This window comes from Streptomyces sp. NPDC056734 (assembly GCF_042790455.1).
GTDB lineage: Bacteria > Actinomycetota > Actinomycetes > Streptomycetales > Streptomycetaceae > Streptomyces.
The window spans coordinates 30782-52701 of the sequence record NZ_JBHTZD010000024.1; the positions used below are offsets into that span (position 1 = coordinate 30782).

The 21920-nt window shown below is 70.8% G+C and carries 20 protein-coding genes; 11 read left to right on the top strand and 9 right to left on the bottom strand.

Annotated features, from left to right (window positions below; genetic code table 11):
• The first annotated feature begins 737 nt into the window (after positions 1 to 737).
• Positions 738 to 2345, top strand: a complete 1608-nt coding sequence (locus ACFRFC_RS30655; RefSeq protein ID WP_382691866.1) for an LCP family protein — start codon at positions 738 to 740, stop codon at positions 2343 to 2345.
• A 126-nt stretch (positions 2346 to 2471) separates the two neighbouring features.
• Positions 2472 to 4166: an LCP family protein gene (locus tag ACFRFC_RS30660; protein ID WP_382691867.1), complete on the top strand. Its 1695-nt coding sequence runs from the start codon at positions 2472 to 2474 to the stop codon at positions 4164 to 4166.
• A gap of 102 nt (positions 4167 to 4268) precedes the next feature.
• On the opposite strand, the gene ACFRFC_RS30665 is transcribed toward ACFRFC_RS30660, so the two are convergent.
• Positions 4269 to 5297, bottom strand: coding sequence for a glycosyltransferase family 2 protein (locus tag ACFRFC_RS30665; RefSeq protein WP_382691868.1), 1029 nt, complete (start codon positions 5295 to 5297; stop codon positions 4269 to 4271).
• A 151-nt stretch (positions 5298 to 5448) separates the two neighbouring features.
• On the opposite strand from ACFRFC_RS30665, the gene ACFRFC_RS30670 reads away from it, so the two are divergent.
• On the top strand, positions 5449 to 6942 hold the full coding sequence (locus ACFRFC_RS30670; protein WP_382691869.1) for an LCP family protein: 1494 nt from the start codon (positions 5449 to 5451) through the stop codon (positions 6940 to 6942).
• A gap of 44 nt (positions 6943 to 6986) precedes the next feature.
• Here ACFRFC_RS30670 and ACFRFC_RS30675 read toward each other — a convergent pair whose 3' ends face one another.
• A complete protein-coding gene (locus ACFRFC_RS30675; protein WP_382691870.1) occupies positions 6987 to 7529 on the bottom strand; it encodes an acyl-CoA thioesterase in 543 nt (180 codons plus the stop codon).
• Positions 7530 to 7703: 174 nt separating this feature from the next.
• Here ACFRFC_RS30675 and ACFRFC_RS30680 point away from each other — a divergent pair, with 174 nt between their 5' ends.
• From ACFRFC_RS30680 to ACFRFC_RS30700, 5 genes are all read left to right on the top strand, one after another.
• Positions 7704 to 9047, top strand: coding sequence for an LCP family protein (locus ACFRFC_RS30680; protein WP_382691871.1), 1344 nt, complete (start codon positions 7704 to 7706; stop codon positions 9045 to 9047).
• Between the two features lie 97 nt (positions 9048 to 9144).
• Positions 9145 to 10338, top strand: a complete 1194-nt coding sequence (locus tag ACFRFC_RS30685; protein WP_382691872.1) for a hypothetical protein — start codon at positions 9145 to 9147, stop codon at positions 10336 to 10338.
• Between the two features lie 69 nt (positions 10339 to 10407).
• Complete coding sequence (locus tag ACFRFC_RS30690; protein WP_382691873.1) at positions 10408 to 10689, top strand: hypothetical protein; 282 nt, start codon at positions 10408 to 10410, stop codon at positions 10687 to 10689.
• Positions 10686 to 11078 carry a DNA-binding protein gene (locus tag ACFRFC_RS30695; RefSeq protein ID WP_382691874.1) on the top strand — a complete coding sequence of 131 codons (393 nt, stop codon included), beginning with the start codon at positions 10686 to 10688 and terminating at the stop codon, positions 11076 to 11078. The genes ACFRFC_RS30690 and ACFRFC_RS30695 overlap by 4 nt, the downstream gene beginning before the upstream one ends.
• A gap of 127 nt (positions 11079 to 11205) precedes the next feature.
• Positions 11206 to 11745: a GNAT family N-acetyltransferase gene (locus ACFRFC_RS30700; RefSeq protein WP_382691875.1), complete on the top strand. Its 540-nt coding sequence runs from the start codon at positions 11206 to 11208 to the stop codon at positions 11743 to 11745.
• Between the two features lie 10 nt (positions 11746 to 11755).
• On the opposite strand, the gene ACFRFC_RS30705 is transcribed toward ACFRFC_RS30700, so the two are convergent.
• Positions 11756 to 12112: a VOC family protein gene (locus tag ACFRFC_RS30705; RefSeq protein WP_382691876.1), complete on the bottom strand. Its 357-nt coding sequence runs from the start codon at positions 12110 to 12112 to the stop codon at positions 11756 to 11758.
• A gap of 132 nt (positions 12113 to 12244) precedes the next feature.
• Between ACFRFC_RS30705 and ACFRFC_RS30710 the strand changes: the two genes are divergently transcribed.
• The gene (locus tag ACFRFC_RS30710) at positions 12245 to 12751 is read left to right on the top strand and encodes a CGNR zinc finger domain-containing protein (protein WP_382691877.1); all 507 of its coding nucleotides are present in this window, start codon (positions 12245 to 12247) and stop codon (positions 12749 to 12751) included.
• A 204-nt stretch (positions 12752 to 12955) separates the two neighbouring features.
• Here ACFRFC_RS30710 and ACFRFC_RS30715 read toward each other — a convergent pair whose 3' ends face one another.
• Positions 12956 to 14299, bottom strand: a complete 1344-nt coding sequence (locus ACFRFC_RS30715; protein ID WP_382691878.1) for a UDP-glucose dehydrogenase family protein — start codon at positions 14297 to 14299, stop codon at positions 12956 to 12958.
• Positions 14300 to 14545: 246 nt separating this feature from the next.
• Between ACFRFC_RS30715 and ACFRFC_RS30720 the strand changes: the two genes are divergently transcribed.
• A complete protein-coding gene (locus tag ACFRFC_RS30720; RefSeq protein ID WP_382691879.1) occupies positions 14546 to 15703 on the top strand; it encodes an acyl-CoA dehydrogenase in 1158 nt (385 codons plus the stop codon).
• Between the two features lie 101 nt (positions 15704 to 15804).
• On the opposite strand, the gene ACFRFC_RS30725 is transcribed toward ACFRFC_RS30720, so the two are convergent.
• Genes ACFRFC_RS30725 through ACFRFC_RS30735 form a run of 3 tightly spaced genes read right to left on the bottom strand, consistent with a single transcriptional unit; the run spans position 15805 to position 18778 of the window.
• Positions 15805 to 17037, bottom strand: coding sequence for a dipeptidase (locus ACFRFC_RS30725; RefSeq protein WP_382691880.1), 1233 nt, complete (start codon positions 17035 to 17037; stop codon positions 15805 to 15807).
• Positions 17038 to 17042: 5 nt separating this feature from the next.
• Positions 17043 to 17564 carry a 5-(carboxyamino)imidazole ribonucleotide mutase gene (gene purE / locus ACFRFC_RS30730; protein ID WP_382691881.1) on the bottom strand — a complete coding sequence of 174 codons (522 nt, stop codon included), beginning with the start codon at positions 17562 to 17564 and terminating at the stop codon, positions 17043 to 17045.
• Positions 17561 to 18778 carry a 5-(carboxyamino)imidazole ribonucleotide synthase gene (locus tag ACFRFC_RS30735; RefSeq protein ID WP_382691882.1) on the bottom strand — a complete coding sequence of 406 codons (1218 nt, stop codon included), beginning with the start codon at positions 18776 to 18778 and terminating at the stop codon, positions 17561 to 17563. The genes purE and ACFRFC_RS30735 overlap by 4 nt, the downstream gene beginning before the upstream one ends.
• Positions 18779 to 18942: 164 nt before the next feature.
• On the opposite strand from ACFRFC_RS30735, the gene ACFRFC_RS30740 reads away from it, so the two are divergent.
• Positions 18943 to 19548, top strand: coding sequence for a GtrA family protein (locus ACFRFC_RS30740; RefSeq protein WP_382691883.1), 606 nt, complete (start codon positions 18943 to 18945; stop codon positions 19546 to 19548).
• A gap of 107 nt (positions 19549 to 19655) precedes the next feature.
• On the opposite strand, the gene ACFRFC_RS30745 is transcribed toward ACFRFC_RS30740, so the two are convergent.
• Both ACFRFC_RS30745 and ACFRFC_RS30750 read right to left on the bottom strand, forming a co-directional pair.
• Entirely contained in the window at positions 19656 to 20936 is a 1281-nt protein-coding gene (locus tag ACFRFC_RS30745; protein ID WP_382691884.1) for an ATP-binding protein, read from the bottom strand.
• A 12-nt stretch (positions 20937 to 20948) separates the two neighbouring features.
• Positions 20949 to 21626 (bottom strand): response regulator transcription factor, encoded by a 678-nt coding sequence (locus ACFRFC_RS30750; RefSeq protein ID WP_355739402.1) that lies wholly within the window; start codon positions 21624 to 21626, stop codon positions 20949 to 20951.
• Positions 21627 to 21920 lie beyond the last annotated feature (294 nt).

Here is a 21920-nt window from a genome sequence, read left to right on the forward strand (position 1 = left end):
GGGTAGCTTCGTCGTCCGGTGCGGGTGGGGTAGCTTCGTCGTCCGGTGCGGGTGGGGTAGCTTCGTCGTCCGGTGCGGGTGGGTGGGGGCTGGTCGCGCAGTTCCCCGCGCCCCTGGGGGGTTGGGGTCGGGCGGCGTTCTCCGTGACCGTCACTCGGGCACTCGGGCACTCGCGTGCCCGGCCCGGCACCCGGCACCCGGCACCCGGCCACTGTCTCGCCTCCCGCACTCGTCGTTCCCGTCCAGCGTCACCCACCTCCCGCGCCGATCCCACCCCCGCCCACCGGCACCCACCTCACCGCACCTATCCCTCCCGCCCACCGGCGCCCACCTCACCGCACCTATCCCTCCCGCCCACCGGCGCCCACCTCCCGCGACCGTCCCTCGCCCACCCGTCGGTGGGCACCCATCTCCCAGCCCAGCCCCCGCACCCACTTTCGCCCCGCCGCCCCTCCCCCGCACCCGGCGATCCCGCCCCCGACGGCGTCGCTCACCTGCGGTTTCGGGGAGGGCCAGCCGGTGTCCGGCCGGGGCTTCCCCGGTGCCCGTACGCCCCTCCGTCAGCTCCGCGTGGGATTTTTACCGTGGTGTGGCCAACCACTGCGTGGGCTCAAGGGTCTGACAGGTAGCCGATCGGTGTCGGTGGAGTGGGAGTGGAGTGGGTTCGAGGGGCGGGGAGGGGCGGGGAGTTGAGCGGGAGCAGTGTGCGGGGGGATACGCCCGCGGTCGATGACACGATGCCGCTGACCACGCGCGGCTCACGGGGCCGACGCGGCCCACGGGGCTCACGGGGCTCACGCGGTGCCCCTGGGACGCGCACGCGGCGCGGCCGTGCCGGGTCGGGGCGGCTGCTGCGCTGGTCCGCCGGCACGCTCGCCGTGGTGATCCTCGGGACGGCCGGTGCCGGATACCTCTACTACCAGCACCTCAACGGCAATCTGGAGAAGGGCGAGCGCAGCAGCGGTGATTCCAAGGCGGAGCGCACCGCGCCGAACGCCGCCGGGCAGACCCCGCTGAACATCCTGCTCATCGGCTCCGACAGCCGCGCCTCCGACGCGAACGTGGCGCTGGGCGGCAGCCGCGACCACCGGGACAGTCCCCCGCTCGGCGATGTGCAGATGCTGATCCATCTCTCCGCCGACCGCCGGAACGCGTCCGTGGTGACCATCCCGCGCGACACCCGGGTCGACATACCGGAGTGCAAGGACCCCGAGAGCGGCGAGACCTACCCCGCGACCAACGCCATCATCAACGAGTCCCTGGGCCGCGGCGGCGCCGGCTGCACGCTCGCCACCTGGGAGAACCTCACCGGCGTCTATGTCGACCACTGGATGACGATCGACTTCGCCGGCGTGGTGAGCATGGCGGACGCCATCGGCGGCGTCGAGGTCTGCGTCCAGCAGAACGTATGGGACCGGCCGCTGCCCGGCATGTCCGGCGGCTCCGGGCTGAAGCTGCGGAAGGGGAAGCAGAAGGTGCAGGGCGAACAGGCGCTCCAGTGGCTGCGTACCCGGCACGCCTGGGGCAGTGATCTGCTGCGCGCCCGCGCCCAGCACATGTATCTGAACTCGATGATCCGCACCCTGAAGCAGCAGAGCGTGTTCAGCGACACCGGTCGGCTGATGGGCCTGGCGGAGTCGGCCACCGACTCGCTGACGGTCTCCGAGGAGATCGGCTCGGTCAAGAAGCTGTACGACCTCGGGATGCAGCTCAAGACCGTCCCGACGGACCGCATCACCGTGACGACCATGCCGAACGTCCAGGACCCGCAGGACGAGAACCATGTCGTCCCCGACGGCGCCGACGCCGAGCAGCTGTGGGCGATGCTCCGCGACGACATCCCCTTCGACGCCAATGGCAAGAAGTCGGGGTCGTCGAAGGTCCCGGCAGACGAGGCCAGCGAAAAGGCTGCCACCGACCCGTCCGCGCCGGACGCCGAGATCGCCGTACAGGTGCGCAACGGCACCCGCACCGACGCCGAGGCGGCCGTCCCCGGGCGGGCCGGGGCGATCACCGAGCAGCTCGTCGGCGCGGGGTTCACCCTGGCGGTCGCCGATCCGTCGGGGTCGCTCGCCCAGGAGCGTACGGAGGTCTCGTACCCGAGCGCCGAGTTGGCGGGCGATGCCCAGCGGGTCGCCACCTCCCTGGGGATTCCGCTGAGTTCGGTGCGGCGGTCCGCCGAGGTCTCGGGGGTCACGCTCGTGGTGGGTTCCGACTGGCGGGACGGTACGGCGTACCCGAAGCGGCAGGCGCCGAAGGCCGGGGACCTCCCCGACAGCGCCGACGCCATCAACGGCTCCGACGACAGCCCGTGCATGGAGGTGTACGCGCCTTACCGCTGGTGACACAGGTCACGCAGGCAAGGGTTGCCCGCCCGGGACCTGCTGGAAAAGATCACATCTGTTCTGGTGCAGACCTGCTCCGCGGGTCACTGATCCCCGTACCGCGCAGGGGTGGGGAGGACGGACACAATGACGCAGCAACGTGTGCGAGGGGGGCGAAAGGAGCGAGGGGGACAGGGTGAGGGGACGCTCACGCCCGTCCGGGGCGCCGACGGACCGCCGGACATCGACCCGGAAACCGACCCGGAGACCAACCGGGAAACCGACCGGGACTTGGACGCCGACCCGGACATAGGCAACGGCGCCGACAGAGACGTAGCCCCGCGTCGCCCTCGCCCTCGCCCACGCCGTCGCCGGGTTCTGCGGTGGGTCGCCGGTGGGCTCGCCGTCGTCGTGCTCGGTGTGGCCGGGGCCGGTTGTCTGTACTACGAGCGGCTCAACGACAACCTCAAGAAGGACCATCTCAACCTCGGTGACAGCGCGGTCGCCGCGCCCACCCCGAACGCCGCCGGGCAGACCCCGCTGAACATCCTGCTCATCGGCTCCGACGCCCGGGACACCGCGGAGAACCAGGCGCTGGGCGGCGCGAAGGAGACGTTCGGCTCGGCGCCGCTCGCGGATGTGCAGATGCTGATCCATCTGTCGGCGGACCGCACCAACATGTCGGTGATCAGCATGCCCCGGGACACCCTGGTGCAGATCCCCCAGTGCACGGACCCCGACGACGGCACGGTGTACCCGGCGAGCGACGGCCGGGTGATGACCAATCAGAGCCTGAGCCACGGCGGTCCGGGGTGTGCGGTGGCGACCTGGGAGGAGCTGACCGGCATCCGGATCGACCACTTCATCATGGTCGACTTCGCGGGTGTGGTGAGCATGGCCGACGCGATCGGCGGGGTGCCGGTGTGCGTGGACGCCAACATCCACTCCCGCAGCAGCGACGGCAAGGGCTCCGGGCTGAAGCTGGCGGAAGGCACCACCTCGATCCAGGGCGAGCAGGCCCTGCAATGGCTGCGCACCCGCTACGGCTTCGAGGACGGCAGCGATCTGGCCCGCGCGAAGGCGCAGCACATGTACATGAACTCGATGGTCCGCGAGCTGCGCGCCAACGCCACCCTCAGCAGCCCCAACAAGCTGCGCCGGCTGGTCGAGGAGGCGACGCGGGCGCTCACCGTCGACGAGGGCCTGGACACCGTCAAGAAGCTGTACGACCTCAGCAACGAGTTGCGCAAGGTCGAGCCGGAGCGGATCACGATGACGACGATGCCCAACCGGTACGTGGGCGCGCGGGTCGAGCCGACCGAGGACGCCGAGCAGGTGTTCCGGCTGGTGCGCGAGGACATCGCGCTGGACGGCAAGGACGCGCCGAAGGGACCTGCCGAGGAGCCCCCGGCGCCCACCGATCCTGCGGCCGACGACGCCGAGATCGCCGTACAGGTGCAGAACGGCACCCGCACCGAGGTGCTCGGACCGGCGAGCGGGCGGGCGAGTGCGGTGGCCGCTCTGCTGGTGGAGCGGGGCTTCGGCGACGCGTTCGCCGATCAGTCGTCCGCGCTGAGCGAGGAGCGGACCGTGGTGCGCTACCCGAGCACCGATCTGGAGGGCGACGCGCACCGGGTGGCGGCGGCGCTGGGCGTCCCGGCGGACGCGGTGCAGCAGACCACGGACGTCACGGGGGTGACCCTGGTCGTGGGCGCGGACTGGCGTGAGGGTACGGAGTACCGGGCGCCGGAGGCCGACGACACCATGCCCGAGTCCGCGAACCCGCTCAACGGCGCGGACGACACGGCGTGCATGGAGGTCAACCCGAACTACACCTGGTGAACCCGAACTGCACCTGGTGAACGCTGACGACACCCGGTGAACGCTGACGACACCCGGTGGACCCGAGCCGCATCCGGTGAGCCCGCGCCCCCTCCGTGGTGTTCAGCTCGCGCTGAGCACCGCCGGGCGGCGGGACGCGATGACCTTCCTGGCCAGGGACTTCGGGCTGGTCAGAAAGCCGAAGCCCCACGACATGTGCATGGTGGCGAGGGCGAGCGGGATCTGGAGGCGGGCCCTGAGCGGCAGCCCCTTGCCCGCGGGCAGCGACCCGGCGGCGATCGCCGCGAGATACCCGCCCGGGATCACCAGCCCCCACGGCGTCAGCGCCACCCCCACCACCAGGCCCGCCGCGATGGCGCACACCGCCACCGGCGGGGCGAGATAGCGCAGATTGATGGAGCCGGCGTGGTACCGGGCGACGACATGCCGCCAACGTCCGTAGTCCTTGTACTGCTTGGCGAGGGCGCGCACGCTCGGACGCGGGCGGTACGACACCTTCAGCTCCGGCGAGAACCAGATCAGGCCGCCGGCCTCGCGGATGCGGAAGTTCAGCTCCCAGTCCTGGGCGCGGATGAACTCCTCGTTGTAACCGCCCTGCCGCTCCAGCGCCTCGCGCCGGAACACCCCGAGGTAGACGGTCTCGGCGGCACCGGCCGCGCCGCCCGTGTGGAACGCGGCGTTGCCGACGCCGATCTTCGAGGTCATCGCGGCGGCGACGGCGTGCTCCCAGTCGTTCTCGCCCTCGGCGTGCATGATGCCGCCGACGTTCTGCGCGCCGGTCTCCGCGAGGAGCCGTACGGCGGTGGCGATGTAGTTCGGGGAGAGGATGCCGTGGCCGTCGACGCGGACCACGATCGGGTGCCGGGACGCCTTGATGGCGGCGTTGAGCGCGGCGGGGGTACGCCCGGTCGGGTTGGGCACGGTGTGGACGCGGGGGTCCTCGGCGACCAGGGCGGCGGCGATCTCGTCCGTGCGGTCGGTGGAGGGGCCGAGGGCGATCACGACCTCCATCTCACCGGCGTACTCCTGCGCGAGGATCGCGTGGACGGCTCCGCGCAGATGCCGCTCCTCGTTGAGGACGGGCATGATCACGGAAACGGCGGGGAGCTGCATCTCGGAGTTGGCGTTCATCGGTGCTCACGTTACCGCGAACGGGGGACACGCTCGCGCGCCGCCGGGTGCGCTGGCGCCAGGTCGCAGATCGTATGGGCCTACCGTGCTCACGGCCGGGGTCTGCATCCCGGCAGGCCGCTCGCCCAGGCTCCGCCGGAGGTGTCCCCCCATGTCCAGCACGCCACCCCGGTCGCCCGCCGGTCCGCGCCGCCGCCCACCCCGTCCCGCACAGGGCCGCTCACGTACCGGCCGTCCGGCGGAACGGCCACGTCGCCGCCCGCGCTGGGCCATGCGGGCGGTGACCACGCTGTCGGTGGTGGTGCTGGCGTCGGCCGGGATCGGGCACGCGGTGATGAGCGGCCTGGACGCGGACATCGCGCGCGTCGACCCGTTCAAGGACATGAAGAACCGGCCGCGCGCCGGGCACGGCATGAATGTCCTGCTGGTCGGCACCGACGGCCGGGACAAGATCTCCGAGGCCGAGCGGCGGGCGTACCGGCTGGGCGGCGCGCCCTGCCACTGCACCGACACGATCATGATGGTGCACATCTCGGAGGACCGGGAGCGGGCCAGTGTGGTGAGCCTGCCGCGCGACTCGTACGCCGAACTGCCCGCGCACACCGACGCCACGACGGGCAAGCGGCACGGCGCCCATCCCATCAAGCTGAACGCGGCGTACGCGGAGGGCGGGCCGCAGCTGACGGTCCGTACGGTGGAGGCGCTGACGAAGGTGAAGATCGACCACTATCTGGAGGTCGACTTCACCAGCTTCATGAAGACGGTGGATGTGCTGGGCGGCGTCGAGATCTGCACGGCCGAGCCGGTGAAGGACACGTACACGGGGCTGAACCTCCCCGCCGGACGCCATCGGATGAGCGGCGGCCAGGCGCTCCAGTTCGTCCGCGCCCGGCATGTCGACGGGGGGTCGGACCTGGGGCGGATGCAGCGGCAGCAGCGGTTCCTGGCGGCGCTGCTGGAGCGGGCCACGTCGTCGGGGGTGCTGCTGAACCCGATGAAGTTCCGGGACGTGACGCGGGCGGTCCTCGGGTCGGTGCGGGCGGACAAGGGCTTCGGCACGGACGAGTTGCTCGACCTCGGCCGGGCGATGCGCAACTTCTCCCCGTCCTCCTCGGAGTTCACGACCGTCCCGATCGGGCAGATGGGGTACGTCGTCAAGGGCATCGGTTCCACGCTGAAGTGGGACCCGGTGCGCTCGGAGCAGCTCTTCCGGGCCCTGCGCGAGGACCAGCCGCTGTCGGGGCGCACGGGGACGCCGGCGCCCGCGCGGGAACCGGTGCGGGTGCCGGTGCCGCCGGGCCAGATCCAGGTCCAGGTCGAGAACGGCACGGAGAGTGCGGGTCTGGGGAAGCGGGTGGACACGGCGCTGGCGGCGGAGGGGTTCCGGACCACCCGGCAGCCGACGAACGCGGAGCGGCCGGGGGCCGAGCGCACGGTCGTCTCCTACGACCCGCGCTGGGACCGCTCGGCGAAGTCCCTCGCGGCAGCGCTCCCGGGCAGCGAGCTGCGGGAGGTGAAGGGCCAGGGGCCGGTGCTGAAGGTGACGGTGGGGTCGGATTTCCGGTCGGTGCGCGAGGTGCGGGCGACGGAGCCGGCGGGGTCTGCCGACGGGGTGGTACGGGGGGATGAGGTGGGGTGCGGCTAGCGTGCGGGTACCGGCGTATCACTCACCGCGCCCGCAGCTCCGCGTCAGTCCTCGATGCCCTCCGCCGCCCGCCTCTCCCGTAGCTCCATGATCGCGCGGCGGCGGGCCAGGCGGTGGGTGCGGCGGATCTGGGCCTCCTGGTAGCGCCGTTTGTCGCGTTCCGTCTCGGTGATGACGGGAGGGACGGGGCGGGGGCGCCCGTCGGCGTCGACCGCCGCGAAGACGAGGTACGCGGAGCCGACCTGCGTCGCGGGCGTCGACTCGTTCCAGCGCTCGGCGAGGACCCGGACGCCGACCTCCATGGAGGTCCGCCCGGTCCAGTTGACCTGGGCCTTCACATGGACGAGGTCGCCCACCCGGACCGGCTCCAGGAACGCCATCTCGTCCATGGACGCCGTGACGGCGGGCCCGCCGCTGTGCCGCCCGGCGACCGCGCCCGCCGCGTCGTCCACCAGCTTCATGATCACGCCGCCGTGGACGGTCCCCAGCAGATTCGTGTCGTTGTGGCCCATGATCGTGCTGAGCGTGGTCCGGGACGCGGACGTCGCCTTGCCGGGGAGGCCGGAGGACCCGGCTCGCTCTGTCATACCGACCAGCCTAGGCGGGGAACAGATCAGGGACTCATCAGGGACGTATCAGGGAACTCGTCAGGGACTTATCGGGGACTTATCAGGGCGTTTGTGTCAGGTTCGCAACAGCCCCGCTCCGATTTTCCTGTGAACCTTGTGGGGCGCATAGTCGCGCACTGCACACTAAGGCCCATGAATGACTGGCCCCAGGGATCGTCGGACGACAACCGCGGCAGCGACAACCGCGGCGGCGCAGGCCGCGGCAACCGCTACGGCGGCGGCAGCGCGAGCGCGCAGCCGGAGGGCGCGCAGGTGATGCGCCAGGTGCGCCGCGGGCCGTCCGGTCCCGGTGGCCGGCCGCCCGTTCCCCCGCAGCAGCCCCCGCATCCGCCGTACGACGGAGTCCCGCGGCAGCCGTCGTACGGGAGCGGGCCGGGCCAAAGCGGCGACTCCTATGACAGTGGCTACAACACCGGCCAGGTGTACGGCGGCAATCCCGGTGGCCGCGGGTCCGGCGGCCACGGCGGCCCCGGGGCGGGCGGGCCGCGCCCCGCGCCGAACTGGCGGCGCCGGATCAAGGTGACCGCGATCACCGTGGTGACGGTGCTGGTCGTCACGTCGGTGGCCACCTACTTCTGGGCCGACTCCAAGCTCAACCGCGAGGTCGATCTGTCGAAGGTGATCGACCGCCCGGAGGAGGGCGAGGGCACGAACTATCTGATCGTCGGGTCCGACAGCCGTGAGGGCATGACGGCCGAGGAGCAGAAGGAACTGAACACCGGGTCCACGGAGGGCAAGCGCACGGACTCGATGATGATCCTGCACACCGGCAGCAACGGCTCCACCCTCGTCTCCCTCCCCCGTGACTCGAACGTCGAGATCCCGACCTTCGTCGGCTCGGAGTCCGGCAAGACGTACGAGGGCACCGGCCGCGAGGTGAAGCTGAACGCGGCGTACGCGGAGGACGGCCCGGAGCTGCTGGTGCGGACCGTCGAGTTCAACACGGGGCTGCGGATCGACCACTACGTGGAGATCGGCTTCGCGGGCTTCGCGAACATCGTGGACGCGGTCGGCGGCGTCGAGATGGACATCCCGCAGGACATCAAGGACACGAATTCCGGGGCGGACCTCAAGAAGGGCACGCAGACCCTGAACGGCGAGGAGGCTCTCGCCTTCGTCCGTACCCGGTACGCGCTCGCCGGTTCCGACCTGGACCGCACCAAGAACCAGCAGGCGTTCCTGTCCGCCCTCGCCAATCAGGTGGCCACGCCGGGCACGGTCCTCAACCCCTTCGCGCTCTACCCGACCCTGGGCGCGGGCCTGGACGCCCTGACCGTCGACAAGGACATGGGCCTGTACGACCTGGCCGGCATGTTCTGGGCGATGAAGGGCGTCAGCGGCGGCGACGGCACCTCGATGAACATGCCACTGGCGGGCAACTCGGCCAACGGCAACCTCCAGTGGGACACGGAGAAGGTGAAGACGCTGGTGGATGAGCTGAAGAACGACGAGAAGGTGACGGTCACCGGCGACTGACCCGCTCCGGAACGGCCGCCACGGCAGGTGATCGCCGGCGGAGCCGGGCGAGGAAGCCACGCCCGGCGTCGCGATGGGGGCCGCTACCGTGGCCCCCATGGGCACGCATCAGGGCGCCGGTCGACCGTCGCTGACCGATCTCATCGAGCGCAGCGCCGAGTTGAAGGGGCAGCTGGTCGCCTTCGCGCAGAGCGCCCGCTTCGACCGGTGGCTGACGCCCCTCCTGCTGGAGGCCGCAGGGCCTGAGCGGCAGTTGGACGAGGGCGAGGCGATCCGGATCACCGACCACTTCATCCTGCGGTACCGCCTGCCGGACGGCTCGACCGTGGTGGACCGGTTCGTCGCCGGACGGAAGGACCTGACCGCGGTCGACCGGGAGATGCTGCTCGGCTGGCGTGACCCGGTCGAGGGCATCTTCGAGGTCCGGCGCAAGGAAGGTGATGCCGTCGTCCTGCTGAACCTGGTCGACGACCTGGAGTACCGCACGTACTCCAATGCCGGGCGGGCGGCGTTCCGCGGGGTGTCCAAGGGGAGCTTCCTCCACACCTGCCTGGTACCGGTCCACTCGACCGGCGGGGCGTGGCTGGTGTCCGGGGCGATGTCGAGCTACCCCAGGTCCAGCGCCACCGAGATCGCCCGGGCCGCTCTCCACCTGGCGACCAGCCGGCCCGAACTGGTCTTCCGCAACCCGGTGAAGATCGAACAGGGGTGGCAGCGGATGCGGGAGGACCGGGCCGCGTTCGTCGAGTTCTGCGGCGGCGACGAACTGGTCCTGCCGCCTGCCGAGGCCGAGGACCGTATCAACGCCTACTACCGCCACCGCCAGGAGACCGCCGCCGCCGCCGCACCTTCCGACCGTGCCCGGGGAAGGCGGCTCCCTCGCCTGGACCTGCCCCTCTTCGAACTGCCTCAAGAACTCGCGGACTCGCACACCATCGGCGTCATCTACGACGAGGTCGACGGGCTCAACTTCTACGCGGACTACGGAATGCTGCGAGACCTCTTCACGGACCCGGCCCTCGCGGGCCGCAGACAGCATCAGGACCTGTTGCGCACGTACCTGCGTGAGGAGTCGATCGCGCCACTGCCGATCCGCCGACTGGCCGCCGCCCACCCGGAGACAACGGACGTGGTGTTCCAAAAGCTCCTGAAGAAGCCCGGATTCACCTGGAGCGAACACGGCGAGAGCCTGCTACGCCGACGGAAGCCCTGGTACTACGAGCATCAGCCCCGTCCGGGCGTCTCCGTGATCGGCGACCGCCTCAGTGAGCTGGTCGCCGACCGCCGGTAGCCACCGGTCACGAGAGCACCCACGCTCGAAGCGCCAGCGAGTTAATAGGCTGTGTACTACACTTCCTCTATGGATAAGCCCCGTCCTGGCAAGACCCGAGTCACCAGCGTTTCTCTGCGCGCCGAGACCTTGGAGGCGATTCGCGCACGCGCCGGCAAACAGAACGTCTCGTCCTATATCGAGGAGGCCGTACAGCGGCAGCTCCAGCGCGAGGCCATCGACGAGTACATCGCCGCCGCTGAGGCGGAGCACGGCCCTGTCGACCCGGCCGAGGTGTCGGCCAGGGCCGAGCGCATCCGCGCCCACCACGCTGCCCACCGCGGCAAGTCCGCTCCAGCGGACGCTGCATGAGCGGGACTCTCGTTCTGGATAGCGAGGCCCTCTCCAAGCTCTCCCGCCGACACCGCGACATGACCGTCTGGCTGGATATCGCCCGCAGCCTGGACCTGCTCGTCGTGACGAGTGCGGCCACGCTGGTGGAGGCACGCGACCCGAAGGTGCCCCAGGCGGCGTTCGACCATGCCGTTTCCCTGACCAAGGTGCGCCCCGTCACCGAGGAGATCGCACGTGCGGCCAGCAGACTGCTCGCCGCCAAAAGCCTGCACGGCCACAAGTACGCCATCGATGCGATGCTCGCGGCTACGGCTCATGTGGAACACGGCGACGTCACAGTCGTCACGAGCGACGCCGATGACCTGCGCCGACTGTGCCACCTTCGCATCGCCGTCGAGCCGATCTGAGCGTGGATACAGGCCCCGGCCCCGCTGGTGAGTGCGGGCCCCCGGGCCGATGCCCTGATCGGCCCGCGCGTCTTGATCCGGCCCGCGCGTCTTGATCGCCGTCGACCCCGCTGATTGGCTGGCCGGTATGACCGACCTCGGACCCGTCGCCTGGCCGCCCGCTCCGATCAGGACCGAGCGGCTGGTGCTGCGTGAGGCCGAGGCCCGGGACCGTGCGGTGTTCGTCGAGTTGCTGGCGTCGCCGGAGGTGCACACCTACCTCGGTGGTCCCCGGTCGCGTGACGAGCTTGAGCGCGAGATGCCTGCGGTGCCCGGGCGGTGGCCCGGGTGTTTCGTCGTCGAACTCGACGGGGCGATGATCGGCCAGATCCTGCTCAGGAGAGCCGCACAGCGGCATCGCCCGGCCGCCGCCGGGAAGGCCGATCTCGGCTATCTGTTCCTGCCGCGCGCCTGGGGATTCGGGTACGCCGCCGAGGCGTGCTCGGCGGCGCTCGACTGGCTCGACGGCGTCCTTCCCGGCGAGCCGGTGGTGCTGGCCACCCAGACCGCCAACGTCGGCTCGATGCGCCTCGCGGCGAAGCTGGGGTTCACCGAGGTGGAGCGGTTCCATGCCTGGGACGCCGAGCAGTGGCTCGGCCTGCGGGCCCCGGTCACGCCGTCCACCTGAGCCCGACGTCTCAGGCGCGGCACAGACAGAACGGATGCCCCGCCGGGTCCGCGTACACCCGCCAGTTGCGTCCTGGCGCCGTGTCCAGTGGCTTGGCGCCCAGGGCCAGGACTGCCGTTTCCGCCGTGTCGAGGTCCGGGACCATCAGGTCCAGGTGGAACTGCTGGGAGCGGTCGCCCGACGGCCACTCGGGGGCCACATGGTCCGGCGTCTCCTGGAACGCCAGGGTCTGGCCGTCCGGCAGGCGCAGTTCCAGCCAGTCGTCCTCGTCGTTCAGCGTTCCGCCGAGCACCTCGAGGTAGAAGGCGGCGAGGGCGTGCCGGTCGCGGCAGTCCAGGACCACTTCACCCAGTGTCGCGAGAGCCATGATTTTCCTCCCAGGGAGTGTGAGCGGAGTTACCTGCAAGAGGGCTGTTTGCGTGGAGTTACCTGCAATGGCCATCATGCGGTAACCGCGGCCGTTACCGCATCATGCCCGAGTACAGGTAACCTCGCAAGCGTGAACGACCGATCTCCCGCGCCCGGTGGCCTGGAACTGGTCGAGGCGCTCGTCAACACTCTGGATCTGGAGTCGGGCCGGGACGCTCTCGACACTCCTGAGGGACGTGCGCCCTTCGGGATCGCCGAGCGCGACCTCGCCGACGTGGCCGTACTGCGCGAGTCGCTGCGCGCGGCCTGTCTCGCCCATGCCGGGCACCCGCCGCACCGCGCGGTGACCCCCCTGGGCGTACTGCTGGCGCGGGCCCCGCTGTATGTGGCGGTCGACGAGCGGGACGGGTCGGCGCGGCTGGCCCCCGTGGACGCGGGGCCACTGCTGTCGCGGGTCGCGGCGGCCGTCGCGGAGGCGGTCACGGCGGGCACCTGGCTCCGGCTCAAGGCGTGCGAGCTGCCGCGATGCCACTGGGCGTACTACGACCGCAGCCCGGCCGGACGGGGCCGCTGGTGCTCGATGCAGGTGTGCGGAGCGCGCGCGAAGATGCGCCGGTACCGGGCCAAGGGGGCGTGATCCACCGGGCCACCGGGGCGTCCAACGGGGCGGCCCGCAGGGCGTCCGTGGGAGTGGCCGAGGGAGCAGCCGGGCCGGCGTCCAAGAAGGCGTGATCCACCACGCGTTCGCTGTCCGGCGCCGACCCCCGTGGTGCAGAATGCGACCGTGCGCCGGTTCGGCCGACTGAGCCTCGGCCGAACCGGCGTCGCTCCCGTCAACCGCTCAGGCGGTCGGGCGGCCCATCGCGCGGTACGTCCAGCCCGCCCGGCGCCAGCGCTCCGGGTCCAGGGCATTACGGCCGTCCAGGATCACCCGGGACTCGGCGGCCTCGCCGAGCGCGGCCGGGTCCAGCTCGCGGAACTCCCGCCACTCGGTCAGATGCAGGACGACATGGGCGCCGCGTACCGCCTCCGTCGCGGTGTCGGCGTAGGCCAGGGTCGGGAACAGCCGCTTGGCGTTGGCCATGCCCTTCGGGTCGTACACCGTGACCTGGCCGCCCTGGAGATGGATCTGCCCGGCGACGTTCAGGGCCGGGGAGTCGCGTACGTCGTCGGAGTCGGGCTTGAACGCGGCGCCGAGGACGGCGACCCGGCGGCCCAGGAAGGAGCCGCCGCCGAGGGCCTCGCGGGTCATCTCCACCATCTGGCCGCGGCGGCGCATGTTGATCGAGTCGATCTCGCGCAGGAAGGTCAGCGCCTGGTCGGCGCCCAGTTCCCCGGCGCGCGCCATGAAGGCCCGGATGTCCTTGGGCAGACAGCCGCCGCCGAAGCCGATACCGGCCCGCAGGAACTTGGCGCCGATCCGGTCGTCGTACCCGATGGCCTCGGCGAGCCGGAGCACATCGCCGTCGGCGGCCTCGCAGACCTCGGCCATGGCGTTGATGAAGGAGATCTTGGTGGCGAGGAAGGAGTTCGCGGCGGTCTTCACCAGTTCGGCGGTCGGGAAGTCGGTGACCACGAAGGGGGTGTTCTCGGCGATCGGGCCCGCGTACACCTCGCGCAGCAGTTTCTCGGCGCGCTCGCTGCGCACTCCGGCCACGATCCGGTCGGGGCGCAGGGTGTCGTTGACGGCGTAGCCCTCGCGCAGGAACTCCGGGTTCCAGGCCAGTTCGGCGTCCTGCCCGGCGGGCGCGTGGGCGGCGAGGTAGGCGGCGAGACGGTCGGCGGAGCCGACGGGCACGGTGGACTTGCCGACGACCAGGGCTGGGCCGGTGAGGTGGGGGGCGAGCGAGGCGAAGGCGGCGTCGACGTAGCTCATGTCGCAGGCGTACTCGCCGTGCTTCTGCGGGGTGTTCACACAGACGAAGTGGACGTCGCCGAACGCGGCGGCCTCCGCGTAGTCGGTGGTGAAGCGGAGCCGTCCGGTGGCGCCCTCGATCCCGGCCACATGCTTGCGCAGCAGTTCTTCGAGGCCCGGCTCGTACATCGGGACCCGGCCCGCGCGCAGCATCTCGATCTTCTCGGGGACCACGTCCAGGCCGAGCACCTCGAAGCCCAGCTCCGCCATGGCCGCGGCGTGGGTCGCGCCGAGGTAGCCGGTGCCGATCACGGTGATCTTCAGGGCCATGCGGTACTCCAGAGGACGGGGAGGACGGGGGAAGACGGAGAAGACGGGAGCGAAGCCGGAACTTCGTCGAACATGCGTCGCGGGGCGCGGTGCCCGAGCATAGTCGGGGGTACGCACCCCGCTTCAACGGGCACTTTGCCGCTGTCGCCTAGCTCACGTACCCGTCGGCCGGACCGGCCTCTAAAATTCGAGTTACTTAACGGTAATTAGCATCAGCTTCACCCCGTCTTTGGAGCGTGAGACACCGTGGCCGGATCGGCTGAATTCGACCTGTACCGACCGTTGGAGGAGCACGACATGCTCCGCGACGCCGTCCGCGCGCTGGCCGAGGCGAAGATCGCGCCGTACGCCGCCGTGGTGGACGAGGAGGCGCGCTTCCCGCAAGAGGCGCTGGACGCCCTGACGGCGAACGACCTGCACGCGGTGCACGTACCGGAGGAGTACGGGGGCGCGGGCGCCGACGCGCTGGCGACGGTCATCGTGATCGAGGAGGTGGCCCGGGTCTGTGCGTCCTCGTCCCTGATCCCCGCCGTCAACAAGCTGGGCTCGCTGCCGGTGATCCTGTCCGGCTCCGAGTCGCTGAAGAAGCGGTACATGACCCCGCTGGCCAAGGGCGACGGGATGTTCTCGTACTGCCTGTCCGAGCCGGACGCGGGCTCGGACGCGGCCGGGATGAAGACGAAGGCGGTACGCGACGGGGACCACTACGTCCTCAACGGCGTGAAGCGCTGGATCACCAACGCGGGCGTCTCCGAGTACTACACCGTGATGGCCGTGACCGACCCGGAGAAGCGCTCCAAGGGCATCTCCGCCTTCGTCGTGGAGAAGTCGGACGCCGGTGTCTCCTTCGGCGCCCCCGAGAAGAAGCTCGGCATCAAGGGCTCCCCGACCCGCGAGGTCTATCTCGACAACGTCCGTATCCCGGCGGACCGCATGATCGGCGCCGAGGGCACCGGTTTCGCCACCGCGATGAAGACCCTGGACCACACCCGCATCACCATCGCCGCGCAGGCCCTCGGCATCGCCCAGGGCGCCCTCGACTACGCCAAGGGCTACGTCAGGGAGCGCAAGCAGTTCGGCAAGCCGATCGGCGACTTCCAGGGCATCCAGTTCATGCTCGCCGACATGGCCATGAAGATCGAGGCCGCCCGCCAGCTGACCTACGCGGCGGCGGCCAAGTCCCAGCGCGGCGACGCCGACCTCACCTTCCAGGGCGCGGCGGCCAAGTGCTTCGCCTCCGACGTCGCCATGGAGGTCACCACGGACGCCGTCCAGCTCCTCGGCGGCTACGGCTACACCCGCGACTACCCGGTGGAGCGGATGATGCGGGACGCGAAGATCACACAGATCTACGAGGGCACGAATCAGGTGCAGCGGATCGTGATGGCGCGGAACCTGCCGTAAGCCCGTAGCCCGTAGCCCGTAATCCGTAGTACGTGGTGCGTAGTACGTGGTGCGTACGTACTACGGATTACGCCCCACGGACTACGCAGGTCGGGTGTACCTCAGGCGTCCGCCGGTGCGGGCGTGTCCAGGGACTCCAGCGTCGCGTTCGACGGGCCCCGGCGGGTCTGCGCGTCCCGGGCCACGTCCTCCGCCGCGCCCAGTACCCGTACCGCGTTCTGCCAGGTGAGCTTGGCCAGGTCGGGGCGGGACCAGCCGCGGTCCAGGAGTTCCGCGATCAGGTGGGGGTAGCCGGAGACGTCGGTGAGGCCGTCGGGGGTGAAGGGGGTGCCGTCGTAGTCGCCGCCGATGCCCAGGTGGTCGATGCCCGCCACCTCGCGCATGTGGTCGAGGTGGTCCGCGACGGTGGCCGCCGTGGCGACCGGGCGCGGGTGGGCCGTCTCGTACGCGCGCTGGACCTTCATCGCCTCGGCCGTGCCGTCCAGGGGGTGGAAGCCGTGGGCGCGCATGTTGTCGTCGGCCGCCGCCGTCCAGTCCACGGCCGCCTGGAGGACGAACTTCGGGACGAAGGTCACCATCGCCATCCCGCCGTTCACCGGGAGGCGTTCGAGGATGTCGTCGGGGATGTTGCGCGGGTGGTCGCACACCGCGCGCGCCGAGGAGTGCGAGAAGATCACCGGCGCCTCGGAGGTGTCCAGCGCGTCCCGCATGGTCGTCGCGGCCACATGGGAGAGGTCCACCAGCATGCCGGTGCGGTTCATCTCCCGTACGACCTCACGGCCGAAGGCGGACAGGCCGCCCACCCCCGGCTCGTCCGTCGCGGAGTCCGCCCAGGGGACATTGTCATTGTGGGTGAGGGTCATATAGCGGACGCCCAGGGCGTACAGGCCGCGCAGCGTCGCCAGCGAGCACGCGATCGAGTGGCCGCCCTCCGCGCCCATCAGGGAGGCGATACGGCCCTCGCGCCGGGCCGCCTCCATGTCCGCCGCCGTCAGCGCGGGGGCCAGGTCCTCGGGGTAGCGGGCCAGCAACTGCCGTACGCAGTCGATCTGTTCCAGCGTCGCGGGCACCGGGTCGGGCAGGTCCGCGCGGACGTACACCGACCAGTACTGGGCGCCGACCCCGCCCGCGCGCAGCCGGGGCAGGTCGGTGTGCAGGTGGGCCGACTGGTCGGCGGCGATGTCCCGGGCCGCGAGGTCGTAGCGGACCTGCGCGCGCAGCGCCCAGGGGAGGTCGTTGTGACCGTCCACCACGGGGAACTCGGCGAGCAGGGCCCTGGCCTCCGGCAGCGAGGGGGAAGGTTGCGAGGGGGAGGGCTGCGAGGGCGCGGTCATCGCCGTCACTTCCCGAAGCCGAAGCCGGTGGAGTGGTCGGCCTTCGCGCGCAGCCGCTTGCCCTTCTCGGTCGCCTGGTCGTTCAGCTCCTGCTGGAAGTCCCGCATCCGGCCGAGGAGTTCCGCGTCGTGCGTGGCCAGGATGCGGGCCGCCAGCAGGCCCGCGTTGCGCGCGCCCGCGACGGACACCGTGGCCACCGGCACCCCGGCCGGCATCTGCACGATCGACAGCAGGGAGTCCATGCCGTCCAGGTACTTCAGCGGCACCGGTACGCCGATCACCGGCAGCGGGGTCACCGAGGCGAGCATCCCGGGCAGATGGGCGGCGCCGCCCGCCCCCGCGATGATCACTTTCAGCCCCCGGCCATCCGCGCGCTCACCGTACGTGATCATCTCGCGCGGCATCCGGTGCGCGGAGACGACGTCGACCTCGTAGCCGATCTCGAACTCGGCGAGGGCCTGGGCGGCGGCCTCCATGACGGGCCAGTCGGAGTCTGACCCCATGACGATGCCAACAACAGGGCTCATTCGGTGATCGTGCCTCTCAGATAGCCGGCTGCGTGACGGGCGCGCTCCAGTACGTCGCCGAGGTCGTCGCCGTAGGTGTTGACATGGCCGACCTTGCGGCCGGGCTTCACGTCCTTGCCGTACATGTGGATCTTCAGCTGGGGGTCGCGGGCCATGCAGTGCAGGTACGCGGAGTACATGTCGGGGTAGTCGCCGCCCAGGACATTGGCCATGACGGTCCACCTGGCGCGCGGGCGGGGGTCGCCGAGGGGCAGGTCCAGGACGGCCCGGACGTGGTTGGCGAACTGGGAGGTGATCGCGCCGTCCTGGGTCCAGTGGCCGGAGTTGTGCGGGCGCATCGCCAGTTCGTTGACGAGGATGCGGCCGTCGCGGGTCTCGAACAGCTCGACGGCGAGATGGCCGACCACGCCGAGTTCCTTGGCGATCCGCAGGGCCATCTCCTCGGCCGCCAGCGCCCGTGCCTCGGGCAGCTCGGGCGCGGGCGCGATCACGGTGTCGCAGACGCCGTCGACCTGCCGGGACTCGACCACCGGGTAGGCGACGGCCTGGCCGTGCGGGGACCGTACGACGTTGGCGGCCAGCTCCCGGACGAAGTCGACCTTCTCCTCGGCCAGCACCGGGACGCCCGCGCGGAAGGGCTCGGCGGCGTCCTTGGCGTTGTGGACGACCCACACGCCCTTGCCGTCGTAGCCGCCGCGGACGGTTTTGAGGATGACGGGGAAGCCGTCGCTCTGCCCGCCGCTCCGGCCGTCGCCCTGGCCATCGGCCCGCCCGTCGGCCTGCCCCTCGCCCCGCCCCCCGTGGGTGCCCTCGGCGGCGAAGCGCACCACGTCCGCCGGGTCGGTCACGATCCGGTGGCGCGGGCAGGGCACGCCGAGCGCGTCCAGCCGGGCCCGCATCACGCCCTTGTCCTGGGCGTGCACCAGGGCGTCCGGGCCGGGCCGGACCGGGATCCCGTCCGCTTCGAGGGCGCGCAGATGCTCGATGGGGACGTGTTCGTGATCGAAGGTGATCACATCGCAGCCCCGCGCGAAGGCGCGCAGCGTCTCCAGATCGCGGTGGTCGCCGATGACGACCTCGCTCACGACCTGCGCCGCGGACTCCTGGGGGGTCTCGCTGAGGAGCTTGAACCTGATGCCGAGCGGGATGCCTGCCTCGTGTGTCATACGAGCGAGCTGGCCACCGCCGACCATGCCGACTACCGGGAACGTCACACCCACAGGGTATCGGCCACCCGGATCCGCCCGTTCTCACCGTTTCTTTCCGAACCCGTGAGCTAGTCCGGGGGCGATCACGGAAGGGGGCTGGTTAGCATGGCGGAGTTGACGCCTTCGTTTTCCCGACAGACGCCTTCGACCCGACGGGAGCCTTCTCCGCCATGGCACGTGGTTCCTCAGGGCTCCTCACGACGCCCACCAGCGGTTTCCGTCCGCGCCTGCGGCGGCTGACCCGCGAGGTCGCCAAGTTCGGCGCGGTCGGCGGGATCGGCCTCCTGGTCAATCTGCTGGTCTTCAACCTGGTCCGGGCGGTCACCGACCTCCAGGTCGTACGCGCCAGCGTGATCGCGACGGTCGTGGCCATCGTCTTCAACTACATCGGGTTCCGTTACTTCACCTACCGTGACCGGGACAAGAACCGCCGTACCCGCGAGATGTCCCTGTTCCTGCTGTTCAGCGCGGTGGGGCTGGTGATCGAGAACGGCGTGCTGTACCTGGCGACGTACGGGCTCGGCTGGGACACCCCGATGCAGAACAACATCTTCAAGTTCCTCGGCATCGGGATCGCCACGCTGTTCCGGTTCTGGTCGTATCGCTCCTGGGTGTTCCGTGCGCTGCCCGCGCGGGAGCCGCAGGCTGCGGCGGGAACGGCCGGGACGGTGGAGGCGGCGGGGGCGGTGGGGGGCGCGGAATCGTTCCTGGAGAAGCCGCAGACGGTACGACAGCGGCAGCGGGAGCGGCAGCAGCGGGCGCGCGCCCGGGTGTGATCCGGCGTACCGGGGGGGGATCAGGGACCGGCGGGACCGTCGGGCGAGCCCTTGAAGGGATCTGCCGAGCCCCCGTAGGGACGGGCTAGCGGACCGCAGGGACGGGGCTAGCGGACCGTCCGCCCCTCGTCCCCCGACTCCTTCGACTCCTTCATCAGTGGGTTCCGGGACAGGAAGAGGCCGAAAATCGGCGGCTGTGCCTGGAGCATCTCCAGTCGACCGCCGTCCGCCTCCGCGAGGTCCCGGGCGACGGCGAGCCCGATCCCGGTGGAGTTCCGGCCGCTGATCGCGCGCTCGAAGATCCGTGCCCCGAGGTCGGCGGGGACGCCGGGTCCCTCGTCGGTGACCTCGATGACGGCCTGGTTGCCGGTGACGCGGGTGCGCAGGGCGACGGTGCCGCCGCCGTGCATGAGGGAGTTCTCGATCAGCGCGGCCAGCACCTGGGCGACCGCGCCGGGGGTGCCGACCGCCTGGAGGTGCCGTTTGCCGGAGCTGACGATGGCCCGTCCGGCCTGCCGGTAGGCGGGGCGCCACTCGGCGAGCTGCTGCTGGATGACCTCGTCCAGGTCGAAGGAGACGGCGGAGCCGGTGCGGGGGTCGCGGGAGTTGGTCAGCAGCCGCTCGACGACGTCCGTGAGCCGCTCCACCTGCGCGATCGCGATCGTGGCCTCCTCCTTCACCGTGTCCGGGTCGTCGGTGAGGGTGATCTCCTCCAGCCGCATGGACAGCGCGGTCAGCGGGGTGCGCAGTTGGTGGGAGGCGTCGGCGGCGAGCCGGCGCTCGGCGGTGAGCATCCGCCCGATCCGCTCGGCGGAGGCGTCCAGCACATCGGCGACCCGGTCCAGCTCGGGGACGCCGTAGCGCTTGTGGCGGGGGCGCGGGTCGCCGGAGCCGAGGCGTTCGGCGGTCTCGGCGAGGTCGGTGAGCGGGGAGGCGAGTCGGCTGGCCTGGCGGACGGCGAGCAGGACGGCGGCGATGACGGCGAGCAGGGCGACCAGGCCGATGATCAGCAGCGTACGGCCGACCTCGTCGGTCACCGAGGAGCGCGGCTCCTGGAAGGTGACCGTCTCGCCCTCCTCGCCGCGGGCGGTGTGCTCGATGACGTCGCCGGTGGGCCGCTCACCGATCTCGATGGGCGGCCGGCCGGGCAGCCGTACGACCGCGTACTGTCCCTCGCCGACCTGCTCGCCCAGGATCGTGGCGGAGATCTCCTCGTGCCCGAGGATGCGGCTGTCCACGATGCTGGCCAGCCGCACGGACTCGGACTCCACCCGGTCCTGGGCGGCTTCGCTGATGGTCCGGGTCTCGACGATGACGAGCGAGACGCCGAAGACGGCGATCACGACGAGCACGACGGCGAGCGTGGATTGGATCAGTCGGCGGCGCATGTGCGGTGGGGGTCAGCTCTTCTCGAACCGGAAGCCGACGCCGCGCACGGTCGCGATGTAGCGGGGGTTGGCCGCGTCGTCGCCGAGCTTCTTGCGCAGCCAGGAGATGTGCATGTCCAGGGTCTTGGTGGAGGACCACCAGGTGGTGTCCCAGACCTCGCGCATCAGCTGGTCACGGGTGACGACCCGGCCCGCGTCGCGCACCAGCACCCGCAGCAGGTCGAACTCCTTGGCGGTGAGCTGTAGCTCCTCCTCGCCCATCCAGGCGCGGTGCGACTCGACGTCGATCCGTACGCCGTGGGTGGCCGGGGGCTGCTGGGGCTCGGCTGCGCCGCGGCGCAGCAGCGCGCGTACCCGCGCGAGGAGTTCGGCGAGCCGGAAGGGCTTGGTGACGTAGTCGTCGGCACCGGCGTCGAGGCCGACGACCGTGTCGACCTCGTCCGCGCGGGCGGTGAGGATGAGGATGGGCACGGTGTGGCCTTCGGCACGCAGTCGGCGGGCCACCTCCAGACCGTCCATGCCGGGCAGGCCGAGATCCAGTACGACCAGATCGACGCCGCCCTGCATGCCCGCGTCGAGTGCGGTGGGTCCGTCCTCCCGCACCTCGACCTCGTAGCCCTCTCGGCGCAGCGCGCGGGCCAGGGGCTCCGAAATGGAGGAGTCGTCCTCGGCGAGCAGTACACGGGTCATGGGGTGATGGTAGTCCCGCAGGCCACGACACCGAGGTGAGATCGCCTGGACGGATTCTTACTGATGCACATGGCGGATATATCGGTCACGTCGCTCGCGGTTAAGCGGAACGGCTGCTTACGTTTCCGTCACAGCCTGTGATATGCATCTCAAGTCCCCCCATACCATGGATTTACCTCCCTTATGGTGATTGAACGCCTGTAGCACCGACAGGGACCTTCTGCGGCACTTGACGCTGAGGGTCTCTTTTGTGTGCGGGCCGGCTGACCGCCGGCCCGAACGGAATGACCTGTG

Excerpts from the sequence above, each read along its gene's own strand:
- ACFRFC_RS30665 (WP_382691868.1), bottom strand. The coding sequence starts at position 5,297 with ATGAACGCCAACTCCGAGATGCAGCTCCCCGCCGTTTCCGTGATCATG.
- purE (WP_382691881.1), bottom strand. The coding sequence starts at position 17,564 with ATGAGCCCTGTTGTTGGCATCGTCATGGGGTCAGACTCCGACTGGCCC.
- ACFRFC_RS30725 (WP_382691880.1), bottom strand. The coding sequence starts at position 17,037 with ATGACCGCGCCCTCGCAGCCCTCCCCCTCGCAACCTTCCCCCTCGCTG.
- ACFRFC_RS30750 (WP_355739402.1), bottom strand. The coding sequence starts at position 21,626 with ATGACCCGTGTACTGCTCGCCGAGGACGACTCCTCCATTTCGGAGCCC.
- ACFRFC_RS30675 (WP_382691870.1), bottom strand. The coding sequence starts at position 7,529 with ATGACAGAGCGAGCCGGGTCCTCCGGCCTCCCCGGCAAGGCGACGTCC.
- ACFRFC_RS30655 (WP_382691866.1), top strand. The coding sequence starts at position 738 with ATGCCGCTGACCACGCGCGGCTCACGGGGCCGACGCGGCCCACGGGGC.
- ACFRFC_RS30700 (WP_382691875.1), top strand. The coding sequence starts at position 11,206 with ATGACCGACCTCGGACCCGTCGCCTGGCCGCCCGCTCCGATCAGGACC.
- ACFRFC_RS30745 (WP_382691884.1), bottom strand. The coding sequence starts at position 20,936 with ATGCGCCGCCGACTGATCCAATCCACGCTCGCCGTCGTGCTCGTCGTG.
- ACFRFC_RS30690 (WP_382691873.1), top strand. The coding sequence starts at position 10,408 with ATGGATAAGCCCCGTCCTGGCAAGACCCGAGTCACCAGCGTTTCTCTG.
- ACFRFC_RS30670 (WP_382691869.1), top strand. The coding sequence starts at position 5,449 with ATGTCCAGCACGCCACCCCGGTCGCCCGCCGGTCCGCGCCGCCGCCCA.
- ACFRFC_RS30680 (WP_382691871.1), top strand. The coding sequence starts at position 7,704 with ATGAATGACTGGCCCCAGGGATCGTCGGACGACAACCGCGGCAGCGAC.
- ACFRFC_RS30715 (WP_382691878.1), bottom strand. The coding sequence starts at position 14,299 with ATGGCCCTGAAGATCACCGTGATCGGCACCGGCTACCTCGGCGCGACC.
- ACFRFC_RS30695 (WP_382691874.1), top strand. The coding sequence starts at position 10,686 with ATGAGCGGGACTCTCGTTCTGGATAGCGAGGCCCTCTCCAAGCTCTCC.
- ACFRFC_RS30660 (WP_382691867.1), top strand. The coding sequence starts at position 2,472 with ATGACGCAGCAACGTGTGCGAGGGGGGCGAAAGGAGCGAGGGGGACAG.
- ACFRFC_RS30740 (WP_382691883.1), top strand. The coding sequence starts at position 18,943 with ATGGCACGTGGTTCCTCAGGGCTCCTCACGACGCCCACCAGCGGTTTC.
- ACFRFC_RS30705 (WP_382691876.1), bottom strand. The coding sequence starts at position 12,112 with ATGGCTCTCGCGACACTGGGTGAAGTGGTCCTGGACTGCCGCGACCGG.
- ACFRFC_RS30685 (WP_382691872.1), top strand. The coding sequence starts at position 9,145 with ATGGGCACGCATCAGGGCGCCGGTCGACCGTCGCTGACCGATCTCATC.